Source organism: Elongatibacter sediminis, from assembly GCF_037892215.1.
Lineage (GTDB): Bacteria > Pseudomonadota > Gammaproteobacteria > Xanthomonadales > SZUA-36 > Elongatibacter > Elongatibacter sediminis.
In genome coordinates this window covers 55995-71829 of record NZ_JAZHOG010000002.1, presented here as the reverse complement: position 1 = coordinate 71829, position 15835 = coordinate 55995, and the positions used below count along the sequence as shown (strand labels likewise).

Genomic DNA, 15835 nt, shown 5'->3' with positions numbered 1-15835 from the left:
GGGTAGAACGCATGAGCCAGCAGGATATCCATCAACACCGGATTCTGATTCTCGACTTCGGTTCGCAATACACTCAGCTCATCGCCCGGCGCATCCGCGAAGCCGGCGTGTATTCCGAGATCTGGCCGTGGGACGCCGATCCCCGGGCCATCGAAAAGTTCGCTGCGAAGGGGCTGGTTCTCAGTGGTGGTCCGGAATCGGTGCACGCCGACGACGGACCGCGGGCGCCCGGCATCGTGTTCGAACTCGGTGTGCCGGTGTTGGGCATCTGCTACGGCTTGCATACCATGACCGCGCAACTGGGCGGGGTGGTCGAGGCGTCCGATTTCAAGGAATTCGGTTATGCCCGGGTCGACCTGTGCGAACCATCCAGGCTGTTGCAGGGCATCGAGGACCATGTCGATGCGACCGGACGTCCGCAACTCGACGTCTGGATGAGCCACGGTGACAAGGTCGCCGAACTGCCGCCGGGGTTCACGCTTGCCGCCAGCACGGCATCGGCGCCCGTGGCCGCGGTGGCCGACGAGTCGCGGAATTTCTACGGTGTCCAGTTTCATCCCGAAGTGACCCACACGGCGCAGGGGCAGCGGATTCTCGAACGCTTCGTATTGGAGATCTGCGGCTGCGAAGCGTACTGGACCGCCGCCAACATCATTGATGACGCCATCGAACGGGTGCGCGCGCAGGTGGGGCAGGACGAAGTCATTCTGGGTTTGTCCGGCGGGGTCGATTCCAGCGTGGTGGCCGCCTTGCTCCACCGCGCCCTCGGCGATCGGCTGACCTGCATATTCGTCGACACCGGCATGCTGCGCTTCCGCGAGGCCGACCAGGTGATGGCGACCTTCGATCGCCACATGGGTCTCAACGTGGTCAAGGTGGAGGGCAAGGAACGTTTTCTCGATGCCCTCGCCGGCGAAGCGGATCCCGAAGCCAAGCGGAAGATCATCGGTCGCTGCTTCATCGAAGTGTTCGAAGAGCAGGCGCTGCGCTTCAGCGATGCGCGCTGGCTGGCCCAGGGCACGATTTATCCGGACGTGATCGAGTCGGCCGGTGGCGCCACCGGCAAGGCGCATGTGATCAAGTCCCACCACAATGTCGGCGGCCTGCCGGAGACCATGAAGCTCGAACTGGTCGAGCCCTTGCGTGAGTTGTTCAAGGACGAGGTGCGCCGCATCGGTGTCGAACTGGGACTGCCGCGTGAAATGGTCTACCGGCACCCGTTTCCCGGCCCCGGGCTGGGCGTGCGCGTGCTGGGTGAGGTGCGGGCGGAATACCTGGAGATCCTGGCGCGCGCCGATCATATCTTCATCGAAGAACTGCAAAACGATGGCCTGTACGACGAGGTCAGTCAGGCATTCGCGGTATTCCTGCCCGTCAAGTCGGTGGGCGTGACCGGCGACCAGCGCCGCTACGAGTACGTCATCGCGCTGCGCGCGGTGGAAACCGTGGATTTCATGACGGCCCGCTGGGCCCGCTTGCCCTACGAGTTTCTGGAAAAGGTTTCGTTGCGGATCGCCAACGAGATCAACGGTGTCTCGCGCATCGTTTACGATGTATCGGGCAAACCGCCGGCGACCATCGAATGGGAATGAGGTCCACATGAACACGAGCATTTCGGAACGCGTGGATCCGGCCGCACTGGGCCGGGAGATATCCTCAGAGGTGACGGGCCGGGTGGAGGCCTGGCGCGAACGGTTCCGCGATGCATCGCCGTTCCGGCACGTGGTCATCGACGATTTCTTCGATGGGGCTTTTTGTTCCGAGCTGGTTTCCCAGTTTCCGACTTTCGACGAGCGCAAGGCCATCAATGAAAATGGCGAGATCGGTGGCAAGGCGACCCAGGAGAAGGTGCGCGGACTGGGCCCGGCCTACAAACGGCTCGACGACCTCGTGCGCGGAGAGGCGTTCCGGGGCCTGGTGGGGCGGATCACCGGCATCTCCGATCTGCAGTACGACCCCTATTATTTCGGGGGTGGTACGCATGAGAACCGCGCCGGGCAGGACCTGGACCCGCACGTCGACTTCAATTATCACCCGGTCACCCGCCAGCACCGGCGTCTCAACCTGATCGTCTATCTGAACGACACCTGGCAGGACGACTGGGGCGGTTCCCTGCAACTCCACCGCGATCCGTACCGGCCGCCGGCCGAAGACGAAATCGTCACCGTGACGCCGTTGATGAACCGCTGCGTGATTTTCGAGACCAACGAGCATTCCTGGCACGGTTTTCGGCGCATCGAACTGCCGCCCGGGCAGGAGCACCGCTCACGCAGATCGTTCGCGCTGTATTACTACACCGATACCCGGCCGTCCGACGAGACCGCGCAGGAACATTCCACCGTTTACGTGGAACGGCACCTGCCCGAACGCTTTCAGCCCGGCCGGACCCTGGATGGCGAAGACATGCAGGAGTTGCGCGTGCTGCTGGCACGGCGCGATCAGCATCTGCGCCGGCTGTATCTCAACATCCAGCGGTTGTACGGCGAGGTGAACCGTTTGCGCGCTATGACGGCTCCCCCGCTCGGGAGCGGATCGGAAGCGGATGCAACGGGTGGGGCGCCGGATCCGTCGACCGCCGCGCTGCGGGCACGCATTCACGAGTTGGAGCAGTCGACCTCCTGGCGCGTCACTGCACCGTTGCGGGCGCTCAAACGCCTGCTGCGCCGGCAGGATTGATCCGAAGGCAGCGGCATGGCCAGTGGGGGCCAGAATGAACGGGATGCCGGATGGATGCGCCAAGCCCTGGATCTGGCCCGCCGAGCCGAGGCCCAGGGTGAGGTGCCGGTCGGCGCGGTAATGGTGCGCGAGGGCCAGGTGGTCGGTCGCGGCTGGAATCAGACAATCACCCTCAACGACCCCAGCGCCCATGCGGAAATTCTGGCCCTGCGGGATGCCGGGCGGCGTCTGGGCAATTACCGCCTTCCGGGGTGCAAACTCTATGTCACGCTCGAACCGTGCTGCATGTGCGCCGGCGCCATGATTCACGCGCGCCTGGCCCGGGTGGTGTACGGGGCTGCGGACCCCAAAACGGGTGCCGCCGGCGGACGTTTCCAGGTGCTGGGAGATCCCGCGCACAATCATCGCATCACGGTCGAGGGCGGATGTCTCGCAGAACCGTGCGGTCAGTTGCTCAAGTCCTTCTTCCGCGACCGGCGCGCCGGCGGCAATGCGCAATCCGGGGTGGAAGAATGAACGGCCCGCCGGAAATCGGGGTTTACGGCTGGCTTATGGCTGGCCGAAATAGTTCATGAATTATCGACTCCACCGCAAAATACTTGTATGATTCAGGTGCAATCGCCTAAAAACACTACGTTTCAAGGACCAAATGATGAGTAACATGGAGCGTGTCATATTTGGCTGCCTGATGTCGTTCGCAGTGTCGGGGAGCGCGTTTGCGTGTACCACGACCGGCTGGAACGGCGGTGCATCGGGCGCAACCACTGCTGCATCACCGCCGACCGTGTCCCGGGTTTCCGAATTCTGCGGCATGAGTCTCGACAATACCGGGCATGTGCAGGACAACAGTCCTTCCCACTCGGCCATGATCGCCCGATTTTACGTATTGCCCCAACTGACAGGTTCGGGCGACGCGGATATTTTCGTTGCCTACTCCAATGAAGCGCCTTCCGGGGTGCTTTTTGATATTTCCTTCGACGGCACGAATTTCAACTTCGATGCCGGTGGCGCCGGTGGCGCTTCCGCGAGTGCGGCGGCAGTAACCGGCTGGAATCTCATCGAGGTCAAGTTCAATTCCGGCGGTAACTTCGAATACTGGGTCAATGTGGATGCGACCACGGATCCGGCCACGGGTTCGTTCTCATCCGGTAGTGGAACGATTGAAGCGGTTCGGATGGGTCTGCCGAACGGACTGGGTGGGTTTTCGGGCGGTAAAGTCAGTTATGACTCTTACGAATCACACGCCTCGACCCCGGTCGGCTCTTTGCTCATTGGGGATGCCAATGCGGATGAGACGGTCAATGTACTGGACTACTCCTCCGTGCAACAGGACATCCTTGGGAATCTTCAGAGTGGCCAGCCGGATTGTAATTTGGACGGTTCAGTCAATGTACTCGATTACGGTTGTGTTCAGTCGGTCATTCTTGGGGGCTGAGCCTGTTGGTTGTCGCGCTTGAGTGTGAAGTCAGGAATTTCGCGAGTGGCGTTATAAAAAATACGATAGATACGACGAATTGGAGTGTTGCATGAACGTTAACAAGATTACGCTGCTGTCAGCTTTGCTGATGCTGTTCGGCACGAGTGTCGCCATGGCTCAGCCGAGGGCGCTCGTGGAAGACGATGTCGCGCCATTGGGTACCTCCAGCATCAATATCACCGTGCAATACGAGGACGGTGCGAATAATGGAACGGGTGCCCAGTTTGAAGTGACCTACAATGCCGCGGTCATGACGCCCGATCTCACGGGCACATGCCCCAGTCCGGGCATTTGGGGCTGCTCCAATCCCTCACCCGGTGTTCTCCGATTCGTGTCGGGTTTCTTCCCCGGCGAGGACCTCCCCGATTTCAGCGGTCAGGTCGCATTTGATATTTCTTCGACCCCTGCCGGCGTTTACCCTCTGGACGTTCAAAATGAGGTGTACAGCAATGGGGGCGGACAAGTACAACCGAACGGCACCGACCCGGGCAGCATCACCATCGAAGGTCCAGCCGCGGACTTCACTCCGAATGCGGGCCTGCTCGATCTCGGATCGGTGCAACAGGGCGGCAGCAATCCAACAGCGAATGTCGGTATTGACAACTCGGGTGCATCCGGCACGACGTTGACCGGTTCGTGCACGGAGTCGGGCGATACGAACAACGCGTTCACAATCACCGGCGACACCAGCTTCTCGGTGCCCGCTGCTGGACCGAACGATCAGGTAACGGTTACCTGTGATGCCAGCCTGGCACCCAACACGTACACGGCGTCCATGAGTTGTTCGCACAATGGCGACGACACGGGTGAATCCAGCCCGGCCGTGTACAGCCTGAGTTGCACCGTGACGCCGGGACCGGCGCCTGCTTACAGCTCAACTCCTGCGGCGGGATCGGCCCTCAACTTTGGCACGGTGGCGAAAGGTGACCCGGATCCGACGCTGGACGTTGACATTTCCAATAGCGGAGATCCGAACACGACCCTGACGGGAAGCTGCTCGTTCACGAACAATCCGAACAATGCCTACAGCCTCACCACGGATGGATCCTTCTCCGTGGCACAGGGTGCTGGAGCCGAAACCGAGACGGTTTCCTGTGACACCGCCATTCCGGGCAACCACAATGGCGGTACGCTGTCGTGTTCGCACAATGGCTCGAATCCATCGCCGGCGACGTACACCTTGAACTGCAACATTCCGCCGGAGCCGGCCATCACAGCGACCCCGAATCCGAATCCTCTGGATCTGGGCCCGGTGCCGCAAAACAACACCGATCCGACCGGAACGTTGACGATCGACAACAGCGGTGATCCGAATTCGACCCTGAGTGGAACGTGCTCGCTCCTGGACGGCAGTGGGCCCATCTCCATCCAGAGCGGTGGCGGCGGCTATTCAGTGCCCGAAGCTGGCCCGAATCAGGTCGTGACCGTCGCTTGCGATTCCAGCGATCTGCCTGGCGTTTACAACGATACGCTGAGCTGCACGCACGACGACGACAACGCCAACACCCCGGCGAATTTCCCGGTGACCTGTACGATCGGTCAACCCGACCCGGCGATCTATGCATCGACGCCCGTCAGCGGCTCGACCCTGGATTTCAATGCCGGTGGTTCGGTCGTTCAGGATGACCCGGATCCGACCTTGCCACTTCAGATTCGCAACGACGCTTCGGCGGGTGACGCGGATATGGATGTGAGCTGCACGCTCAACCAGGTGATGGGAGCCGCCATATCGGTCAACCCGGCGATTACCAACGAAATCGTGGCTCCGGGCGGCAGCCGGAACGTTACCTTCACCTGCGATACCGAGACGGTCGGAACCTACGAAGCAAGCTATGGTTGTGACTGGTCCTCCGTCGTCGTAGAAGGCGCTGAAGATCCGGAAGGCGTACAGAGCTTCCAGGAGAACTACACCGTCACCTGTGAAGTGATCGATGCCGAGTCGGATGTCGATCCCGAAACGCCCAGCGGTACGGTCCACACCGAGCTGGTCGAGCCGGGTGGTTCCGCGCAGTATTCGTTCACCTTCAACGAGACCCTGGATCAGGGTGCGGACGGTGAACTCGATTGCTCGCTGGATGACGGTGCTGCAGGCTTCACCATCCTCAGCCCGAGCTTCCCGGCAACGGTTCCGTCAGGTGGGTCTACCACGGTGGTGGTCGAAGGCACGGATCCTGGTGGCGTTGAAAGCACCACGGATACCTTGCGTTGCACCTACACCGATACGTCGAATCCGAACGGCGTCGAGGTCTTCTACGACCTGGTGCTGCTGATCGGCGGTAACGCGACCTTCATGGTGACCAAGGACTTCACCGACGATAACCCGGGCGAAGTGCTGGTAACGCTGAGTTGCAACACAGGCCTGCCACTGGAGCAGACCAAGCTCATCACCGAAGAGGAATACGTCAAGTTCATCGTTGGCGACTTCGACAGTGGCGAGATGGACTGCACCGTGACCGAGGACGTGCCGAACGGTTACTCCGCATCCTATGACGCCGGCGGCAGCGCCAGCGACTACGTGGATGACGATGTCGATAACCCGGGCTGCCACTTCATCGATGTGGACGGCGGTGACGACAACTTCTGTGCGATCACCAATTCACCGGATCCGGTGGACGTGGTCATCACCAAGGAGTGGGTATTCGAAGGCAACAGCCTCGATGCCGGCATCGACACGCGGTATGACTTGACCCTCTGGTGCGATGGCGAGATCGTCGGCGGTTATGACATCTTCGGCGATACGCAGGAAGCCCCGGCGGGCGATAATGGCTGTGGGCTCATCAAAATGGTGGATCAGGCCCAGTTCGAACTGATCGAGATCGCCAACTGGTGCAAGACGTTTAACGGTAATGGTCCGGATGACTTCAACGCGCAGGTCATTCCGGAATACCCGGATACCAACTGCTTCGTCTATGAACGCGTCTACGACGATGCCGTGGAAATCGACAACGGTTGCGGCAGCATCACCGTCAGCGCCGGCCAGGGCGACGCCTGCACGATCACCAACACGGTGTTCTTCGAAGGCATCCCGACCCTCAGCCAGTACGGCATGGCCATCCTGGCCCTTCTGATGCTCGGCATCGGCATGGTCGGCTTCCGCCGCTTCACCTAAGCCCAATCCAACCAACCCAATCAACCCCGGAGCAACCGCTCCGGGGTATTTTTATGGGACGGTTTTTTTGTGGGACACCCACTGTATTTTTGTGCGACACCCATCGAAAATAACGAACAATTGTGGACACCCACGTGACCTGAGTCGAAGTGAGGGACCAACCGGTATGGTGTCTGAGAGGATATTTATCGCAGGGATCATTTGCCGATCTGTCGGCATGAGTGTCCATGTCGGAGAGAAGCGATTTCCAGGGGTTTTATTAGGGACGTTTGCCCTACCGTGAAATTGCCGGCAGTTTGGGGGCGTGATTGCGTTAAGCTTCTTGGTGCGCTCCGGAGTTAAGCCGGTCTCGAACGGACTGGCACATTCTTGTCTCTGAGAATTGAGTAAAGGCCTGAAACTCCATGTATGAATTTCAGCCCGACCGATCGAGCCAGGCACCTCATCGCCTGCGCAGATCCGAGTGCTCGTGGCAATGTCGTAGGGGATTGCAGCAGGAAGTCAGCCATCTTTTGTGAGTCGATATGCAATTTCTCAAAAACTGCCGGAATGTTTTCGACCACTCTGTTCTTGCCAGCGCGTGCAGTACTCACGCCCCATTCAAGAAGCTCGAAATAACCGGCTTCGGCGAACGGCAATTGTGAACGATCTGTCGTTAAACTCGAGAAAGGTAATAGCGTATTGTGGGTGGCACCCGCCAGACGTTCCTGTATAGAGGTGAAATCGGATTCATTCAAAGTTGAGGCCATTCCGGCTCTAACCGGATTCAGGTCCACATAGGCCATGCACTGAAGCACAGCCGTCACGTCCAGCAGCGCTTGTGATTTGAACCTACCTTCCCAGAATCTGCCTGTGCATTCGTCTTCTGCGTTGGCCATCCGGGCAATGGGTTCGTTCAGGCACCGCATGAACCAGGATAGGTCTTGAAGCCGACTTCTCATGGTTGTGAGCCATCGTCGGACGATCGCTATATCGGTTGTTGACAACCTATTACCTTGTTGCCACCGTTGAATGGCGGGTGGCCCGCGGAATAACCTGAGCCACCGCTTTGCAACCTCGTCGTCCGTCAGGCGCTGCGCACTGGGAAGATCTACGTGGAGCACCAGGTGGTAGTGATTGCTCATCACTGCGTAAGCACAAATATCAATTGTGAATACTGTGGATAGCAAATGAATTCGATCTACGATCCATTGGCGTCGATGCTCGAAATCGTAACCGCTGACGGGGTCTACACCGCACAGGAACGCACGGCGAACGCAGCGGCTGATGCAGTGGTAGTAAGGCGTGTCTGTTAATGACACCAGTCGTTTTCGGGGCATGGGCATACTGAGAGCCTGCCACAGCCATAGAAAATCACATTAGGAAATATTCGCGACTTTTCGTAGGGTTTTTGCGGCAAACATGGCCGATGCAACGTGCCGCTTCGCTATCTTGATTTTTGGACACCTACACAAACTTGTCAGATTCTCAAGTCTTAGACACCCATAACAAGTCTTAGACACCCATAAAAACTGGCACATGTTCGACAGGTTTGTGTGGGTGTCCAAGGGTTGAAGGATGGTGTGGGTGTCCAGGGGTTGTGTGGTTGTCCAGGGGTTGGGTTATTCGAGGCCGTGGCGGAAGATCATTTCGGGGTCGTCGAAGTCGGGGTCGACGAGGGAGCCGCTGAATACGCCGTGGTCCTGGTAATCGTTGGCGGTGAAGCCGGGGAATATCTGGCCGATCTGGTTGTTGCGCAGACGTTTGAGTAGACACTCGGACAGGACGGATCGGTAATCGGTGGTCGCCCATACGTCAGCGCCCTGAAACAGGTCCTGTTCGTGCAGTCCCGGCCAGGTACCGAAGAGTTGGCCACCGTTAACGCCGCCACCCATGGCCAACAGGTTATTGCCCCATCCATGATCCGTGCCGGCGTCGGCATTGTCGAATGCGCGGCGGCCAAACTCGCTGTAAACGATGGCCGTGGTGCGTTCGGCCCAGGTTTTGCCATTGGGGGAGGGCACGTCCAGATCGGTGAAAAATGCCAGCAGGGCTTCCGAGAGGTCACGGACGTTTTCGTAGAACCAACCGTCGGTGGTGAGGTTGCCCTGATCGATGTGGGTGTCCCATCCTCCGAAGTCGGTTTGGGCGACACGCAGGCCGGTATCTTCCTTGATGAGCTGGGCGATGATTTTCATTTCGTCGCCGAAACTGGTGAGTCGGCCGGGGTCGTCCAGGCGCACCGGGTAGGTTGCCCCGTTCGCGGGCAGATAATTATTCCAGTCGATCGCCTCCACGATCGTCTGCGCGGCCAGGGCCTGCGATCCGGCCACATCCTGTTCCGTGGCTCCGAGCGCATAGATGTCGGAGAGCGCGGCTTCCTGCTCCTCTTCGTAATTGTTCGTGTCCAGATCAAAACTGCTGGGATAGCGCAGGGTCACCGCTGTGGGTTCCCGCAAAAGCGAGAATCGGATGGTGGATTCCGTTACGACCGCGGGCAGCACCAGGGCGGGCGGCAGGTTGTCCGCGGTTTGCAGGTGTCGGGTCAGCCAGCCGGTTGGCGTAAACCGATTACCCGGCGTACCCAGTTCCACGTAACGCTCGGCTTCGAAATGGCTGCGGTTGGCCCAGGGCAGTCCCACAGCCTGAACGATGCCCAAAGCATTGTCCGTCCAGAGATCCACCAGTGGCGCCGCGGCGGGGTGCAGTCCCCAGCCGTTTCCAAGGGATTGCAGACTGCCGCTGGGAATCATCGTTCCGTTGGCGCGGAGAGTTTCGTAGTGGCCGCGGTCCGCGTGACCGTCCATCGGTGCGAGGAAACTCAGGCCGTCGATACCTCCCCGCTGAAAAATGAAAACCAGGATGTTGTCGCCGTACGTATTGGCGGAAAACGCAAGTTTGGGTGCTGCCGTGGCCATGGCGGCGGCACCGCCGGCCTGGATGAACTGTCTGCGATTGAGTCTGCTCATGGTGTTCCCTCACCTCCGCAGTGCGTCGGGCGACATCAGGATCAGGCCGACAACGGCCCGAATGATGCGCTGATACGTGCTGCTGGAACCGGTATTGGTCGTGTCCGTGTTGATCGGGCTACCGGCAGCACCGGACAACTGGTCGGTGATGAACTGGACAATGCGATCACGCACGGCGTTCTCCAGCGCATAGCCCAGGGCTCGGTCCATCCAGAAGTCGACGATATTATCCGGCGTGCGATCGTTGACGGCTGGGATGCCGGTATTGGTCTGTTCCGCCAGGTTGACCAGGGAACTCTGCCGCAGCATGTAGGTAATCGCACGCCACGACATGATCAGCGCACCGCTGCCCTGCCACATTTCCCGTTCATCCGGGTATCCGGTGGGCGGTTCATACCCGAACGGATATTGTCCGGTGTCGTCCAGACGCCCGAACACCGCATTACTGACGTTGTCGTCCAGGCGGATGGTGAAATCCACATCGGCGGCTCGCATCGCGCGAACCAGCGTCTCGATCGGCCGTTTCACCTTGTCGCCCCAGGCCGTCTGGAACTCGCTGGACAGCAGCACGTGCCGGTAAACCTCTTTCAACTGGTCGTTATCGAAACGCCGGTTGTAGAACTCGTCCGCGGTGCTGCTGACAATCGCCTCCGAAGGATTATCGCCAATCAGCCGGGTGCACAACTTCCAGGCGATGAAACGGGCGGTGCCGTAGTGGCCGGCGAGGTAATCGAGTACATCGGTCACATCGCTCTCACCGCCGCCCGGCGAATTGATGGTCACATCCATCACTTCGATCGGTCCGTCTGAAAAATTGTAATGCCGATTTGGCCGGAAGATGAATGCGCCGGTGTCCGGCGATCCGTCCGTGGTGTCCGAAACCGCCCAGCCGGTCAGGGCCCGGGCGAACTGGAACACGTCGATTTCCGTGTAGCCGGCCCGCTGTCCCTTGCTGTTGTTGCCGACGGTGCCGGGATCGACCGGCCCGTAGTAATTCTCGATCGCACCCAGGGTGTGCAATTCGAGCACTTCGCGGGCGTAGTTCTCGTTCGGGTGGGGCCAGGTGTTGGCGTAATTGTCCAGGTAATACAGCATGCTGGCCGTCTTCGCGTTGGCGGTCAGCATGTCGGCGAAATTTCCGAACAGGTGCTGCCGCATCTGGCGGTCGTACTCCGGCATCATTCCGGACGTTGGAAACTCGCGCCCGAACACATTGAAGTGATTGAACCAGAAGTCGTACAGCACCTCGCGCAATTGCCACTGGCTGTAGGCGCCGCGCAGCAGGGTCAGGCGCTCCATCTGCCACACGGGACGGTTGCGGGTTTGCCAGTCCGAACTTCGCGCGTGGTCGGTCCAGAGCTGTTCGGCGGTTTTGTCGATTGTGTCGTAGGCGGCCTGGTCGGCGGGTTCGGAGCTGAGGAGCAGCGCGGCCAGACGGTCTTCCACGGCCGGGTCGCTTCCTGTCGGGTTGAGTTGCTGGTCCACCCAGGCGGCCAGCCGGGCGGCATCGTCACCCCCGAGCGCATTGAATGCCGCGATATCCCCGGGTCGTGGCCCGAATCCGGCCTTGTTGAGCACCAGGGCGGCGAGCGGTGGGGTAATGGCTGGAGATTCGGCGGTTTGTGGCGCGGGCCACAGCGGTGTTACTTCGGCGAAATCAGCGGCGGCGGCCGAGGCCGGCTGCGGACGGGTCAACATCAGCCCGGCTGTGCCGGCAACGACCGATCCCTGGATCAGCGTACGTCGGGAAAATCCCGTAAATTCTGGGTTTTTCATGGTTCCTCCCTGAACCAAATGCGCGCGGGGAAACGCACAAGTGTCAGTATAACCGGCAAATGCATTAAAATTCAGCTGTTTCAGCCTTGGCAAGTCCGGTCTCCGGATGACCCGGGAACTCAGACAGCCGATCATCAAAAGGACGTGACAACATGCTGCCGTATCGATTCCTGTTCATCCTGCTCGTGGTCTTGCCGTTCGCGGCGAACGCCGTCCAGGTGCAGTTTCAGCCTGATCGTGATGCCTCGCTTTACGAGGACCTGGAAGGGGATGTGGCCAACGGGTCCGGCTCCTACCTGTTTTTTGGCAAGGTCGGCAGCGCCGGCAACGAGGAATTGCGGCGCGCGCTGATGCATTTCGATGTTTCGTCAATACCCGACGGCGCTCGCATCGAATCCGTGCAGTTGCAGGTTGAAGTTAACCAGATTCCCATGACCTCCGGCGCCGGCGGCCTGGCGACGTTGCATCGCGTGCTGGACTCGTGGGGGGAAGGAGCCTCCGATGCATTCGGTAATGAGGGTACCGGAACCACGGCCCAGAGTGACGATGCGACCTGGCAACATCGATTCTATTCCGATACCGATTGGGTTCAGGATGGTGGTGACTTTACGCCTGCGCCCTCCGCCAGCGTGGGTTACGCGGTCGCGTACGAAACCCTTACATTCGCTTCCACGTCGGCACTGGTGGCCGATGTGCAGTCCTGGGTGAATGATCCGGTCACCAACCACGGGTGGATTCTGCTCGGCAATGAAAGCCTGGCGTACTCGGCCCGGCGCATCTACGCGCGGGAATCCGTGGGCCAGGCCGTGCCCCTGCTTACGGTCGATTACGTGATCCCGTCTCCGACCGACAACCTGAGCCTTACCCCGGTCGCGACCGGGTTGGACGAGCCGGTGGGCATCGTCAACGCGGGCGACGGCAGCGACCGCTTGTTCATCGTCGAGCGTTCCGGTTTTATCCGCATCCTCGACACCACCACCGGCACCAAGCTTTCAACGCCCTACCTCGACCTGTCCACGGTCGTGGACGCGTCACAACCCGAACAGGGGCTTCTGGGCCTGGCCTTCCACCCGGATTTCGCCAGCAACCGGCAGTTTTACGTGTACTACATCCGAGACCCGGGGCCGGGTGCCGATCGCAGTGTCGTGGCCATGTACCAGCAATCCGTGGGCGACCCGAACGTGGCCGCCACCACGCCTACGGTACTGATGGAGTTCAACCAGGATTCGACCAACCACAACGGCGGTGACCTGCATTTCGGTGCCGACGGATATCTGTATATTGCCAGTGGTGACGGCGGTGGCGGCAACGACACGTACAACAATGCCCAGAATGTCGATACCCTGAAAGGCAAGATTCTGCGCATCGATGTCGACGGCTCGCCGAGTGGCGAGTTGTGCGGGCTGTCCCCGGCTTACGGCATCCCGCCGGGAAATGCCTTCCCGGGCGCCAGCGACGGTTGCGATGAAATCCTCCACATGGGTTTGCGCAATCCGTGGCGTTTCAGTTTCGATGCCCAGACCGAAGAGCTGTTCATCGGCGACGTGGGGCAGGGTGGCTGGGAAGAAATCGATTATGCGGTGGCCGGCGCGTCCAGTCAGAACTTTGGCTGGCCTTGTTTCGAGGGGACCAGTGAGTTCCGCGATGATGTGGTGTGCCCGGATCCCGTGGCACCGATCATCGAGTACCAGCGCCTGGGCTTTCCCAACGAGTGTTCCGTCGTCGGAGGCTACGTCTATCGCGGACCGGGCGCCGGGCTGCAGGGTTACTACGTGTTCGGTGACTACTGCTCGGCGCGCATCTGGGTCGCCGGCCGCGACGGCAACACCTGGTCCACCGAAGAGTGGACGGCGGCGTCCGGAGTGCTGAATAGCATTACGGCCTTCGGACAGGATGAGCACTGTGCGCTCTACGTGGCCGACAGTGATGCGGGTATCATTTACCGCATCGATGATACCGAAGGATTCAATCGGTCGGGTTTCGAAGCGCTGCGTTGCCAGTAGGCCGCTGGTGCCACCAGGAGACATTCATGCGTCCAATGCGAGCAAGGGGGAGTGGTCCGGCAGGGCTGCTGATCGCATGCCTGCTGTTCAGCCATTCGGCGTTGGCCGCGATGGCATTGCCCGATATCGAACGTCTGAGCGCCCGCGCCGCTGATTCGGGTCCGATCCGGGTCATTGTGCAACTGGCGGTGGACCACCAGCCTGCAGGGCGGCTGGACAGCGCACAGGCAGCACTCCAGAGCCAAAGCATCCAGGGGGCCCAGCAGGCCGTGGCGGCCCGAGTTCAGGGCAGCAGCGCAACCGAACTGCACCGCTTCCGTCACATACCCTTCATCCTGTTTGAAGCGAACGCCGCGGGGATTGACGCCCTGGGCCGGCTGGGTGAGGTGGTGAGCATGCAGGAGGATATTCCGGAGCGGCCAGCACTGGCCGAGAGCGCACCCATCATCGGCGCACCGGCCGCGTGGGGACAGGGTGCCGACGGTGCGGGCCAGGTGGTGGCCGTTTTGGATACCGGTGTGGATCTCGGTCACTCGTTTTTCTCCGAGCCCGGGAAAATCGTGGCCGAAGGCTGTTTTTCGACGCATGTCGAAGGCGAGGGCATCGATTCCCTGTGTCCCGGCCAGGCGACGACTTCGCTGGCTCCTGGTTCGGGTGATGCCTGTCCCTCCGACGTCAGTGGCTGTGATCACGGCACCCACGTGGCCGGCATCGCCGTGGGCAACGACGGAGTGGGACCGGACTTCGGCATCGCACCGGCCGCGGGACTGATTCCCATCCAGGTCAACACCCGGTTCGAGAACGTGACGTTTCCGCCATCCGATCCGCCGACTTACCACGCGGCCTCCTATCCAAGTGACCAGATCCGCGCGCTGGAGCAGGTCTACGACTGGCGCGATACCTATCCCATCGCCGCGGTCAATCTGAGTCTGGGCGGTGGTTACCACACTGACGAGACCGCGTGTGACGATGCCAACGTCGCGAGGAAAGCCGCCATCGACAACCTGCGCTCGGTGGGCATTCCGGCCATTATCGCCAGCGGCAACCAGGGCCGGCGGGACGGCATGATGCAGCCAGGCTGCATCTCATCCGCCATCAGCGTCGGCGCGACCGATGCGTCCGACAACGTGGCGTCATTCTCCAACATAGCGCCGTTCATCGAGCTGTTGGCACCCGGCGTGGCAATTACTTCGGCCGCGCTCGGCGGGGGGGTGGTCAATCAGAACGGCACGTCGATGGCCACGCCTCACGTCTCCGGCGCATGGGCCGTGTTGCGGCAGGCAGCGCCGGGTGCGAGCCTCGATGAGATACTCGCCGCTCTGACGGCCACCGGAACCCTGGTGGATGATGACCGGGTCAGCCCGGCGGGGACGGTGACCGGCATGCCACGGATCAATCTGGATCTGGCCCTGGCCGCCCTGCAATCGAGCGGCCCGGTGTTTTCCTCCGATCCGGTGCCGGCTTCCCTGATCGATTTCGGCACCGTCGCGGTCGCGACCGACAGCCCGGAAGCGGTGATCGACGTCAGCAACACGGGTGACGCCGAATTGACCCTGGCTTGCGGCCTGGGCGGCACGGATGCGTCGGATTTCGAGGTGCTTCAGTGCGATGCGGCGGTATCGGCCCTGGCGACCACGGAACTGCGCATCCGGTGCCATCCGGGCGTGCTCGGACCGCGGGTCGCCACTCTGGACGTGACCACCAACGATCCCGACAACCTGGCCCTGAGTTACGACCTGGCCTGTGAAGGCGTCACCGCCCTGGTATTCGAACACGGCTTCGAAGAGCCGCCTGAATAATGAATGTCCTGCTCCACGCCGGGCCTGTGAAACCGGCCGGGAGCGTC

General features: G+C 60.7%; 10 protein-coding genes. 7 read left to right on the top strand and 3 right to left on the bottom strand.

Translation table 11 applies throughout. The features are described 5' to 3' along the window. The first annotated feature begins 11 nt into the window (after nucleotides 1–11). The 5 genes from guaA (at nucleotide 12) to V3330_RS03105 (ending at nucleotide 7262) form a co-directional block, all read left to right on the top strand. Nucleotides 12–1592, top strand: coding sequence for a glutamine-hydrolyzing GMP synthase (gene guaA / locus V3330_RS03125; protein WP_354693933.1), 1581 nt, complete (start codon nucleotides 12–14; stop codon nucleotides 1590–1592). Nucleotides 1593–1599: 7 nt separating this feature from the next. Further along, nucleotides 1600–2676: a 2OG-Fe(II) oxygenase gene (locus V3330_RS03120; RefSeq protein ID WP_354693932.1), complete on the top strand. Its 1077-nt coding sequence runs from the start codon at nucleotides 1600–1602 to the stop codon at nucleotides 2674–2676. 15 nt (nucleotides 2677–2691) lie between these two features. Next, on the top strand, nucleotides 2692–3192 hold the full coding sequence (gene tadA, locus V3330_RS03115) for a tRNA adenosine(34) deaminase TadA (RefSeq protein WP_354693931.1): 501 nt from the start codon (nucleotides 2692–2694) through the stop codon (nucleotides 3190–3192). A gap of 295 nt (nucleotides 3193–3487) precedes the next feature. After that, entirely contained in the window at nucleotides 3488–4111 is a 624-nt protein-coding gene (locus V3330_RS03110; RefSeq protein ID WP_354693930.1) for a dockerin type I domain-containing protein, read from the top strand. Between the two features lie 91 nt (nucleotides 4112–4202). Further along, nucleotides 4203–7262, top strand: coding sequence for an IPTL-CTERM sorting domain-containing protein (locus tag V3330_RS03105; protein WP_354693929.1), 3060 nt, complete (start codon nucleotides 4203–4205; stop codon nucleotides 7260–7262). Nucleotides 7263–7600: 338 nt separating this feature from the next. Here the strand turns inward: V3330_RS03105 and V3330_RS03100 are convergent, their stop codons facing one another. From V3330_RS03100 to V3330_RS03090, 3 genes are all read right to left on the bottom strand, one after another. Next, nucleotides 7601–8140: a hypothetical protein gene (locus V3330_RS03100; protein ID WP_354693928.1), complete on the bottom strand. Its 540-nt coding sequence runs from the start codon at nucleotides 8138–8140 to the stop codon at nucleotides 7601–7603. A gap of 723 nt (nucleotides 8141–8863) precedes the next feature. Further along, a complete protein-coding gene (locus tag V3330_RS03095) occupies nucleotides 8864–10210 on the bottom strand; it encodes a DUF1501 domain-containing protein (RefSeq protein WP_354693927.1) in 1347 nt (448 codons plus the stop codon). Nucleotides 10211–10219: 9 nt separating this feature from the next. Beyond that, on the bottom strand, nucleotides 10220–11986 hold the full coding sequence (locus V3330_RS03090) for a DUF1800 domain-containing protein (protein ID WP_354693926.1): 1767 nt from the start codon (nucleotides 11984–11986) through the stop codon (nucleotides 10220–10222). A gap of 152 nt (nucleotides 11987–12138) precedes the next feature. On the opposite strand from V3330_RS03090, the gene V3330_RS03085 reads away from it, so the two are divergent. Both V3330_RS03085 and V3330_RS03080 read left to right on the top strand, forming a co-directional pair. Further along, on the top strand, nucleotides 12139–13989 hold the full coding sequence (locus V3330_RS03085; RefSeq protein WP_354693925.1) for a PQQ-dependent sugar dehydrogenase: 1851 nt from the start codon (nucleotides 12139–12141) through the stop codon (nucleotides 13987–13989). A 26-nt stretch (nucleotides 13990–14015) separates the two neighbouring features. Continuing rightward, a complete protein-coding gene (locus V3330_RS03080; protein WP_354693924.1) occupies nucleotides 14016–15788 on the top strand; it encodes a S8 family peptidase in 1773 nt (590 codons plus the stop codon). The last annotated feature ends 47 nt before the right edge of the window (nucleotides 15789–15835 follow it).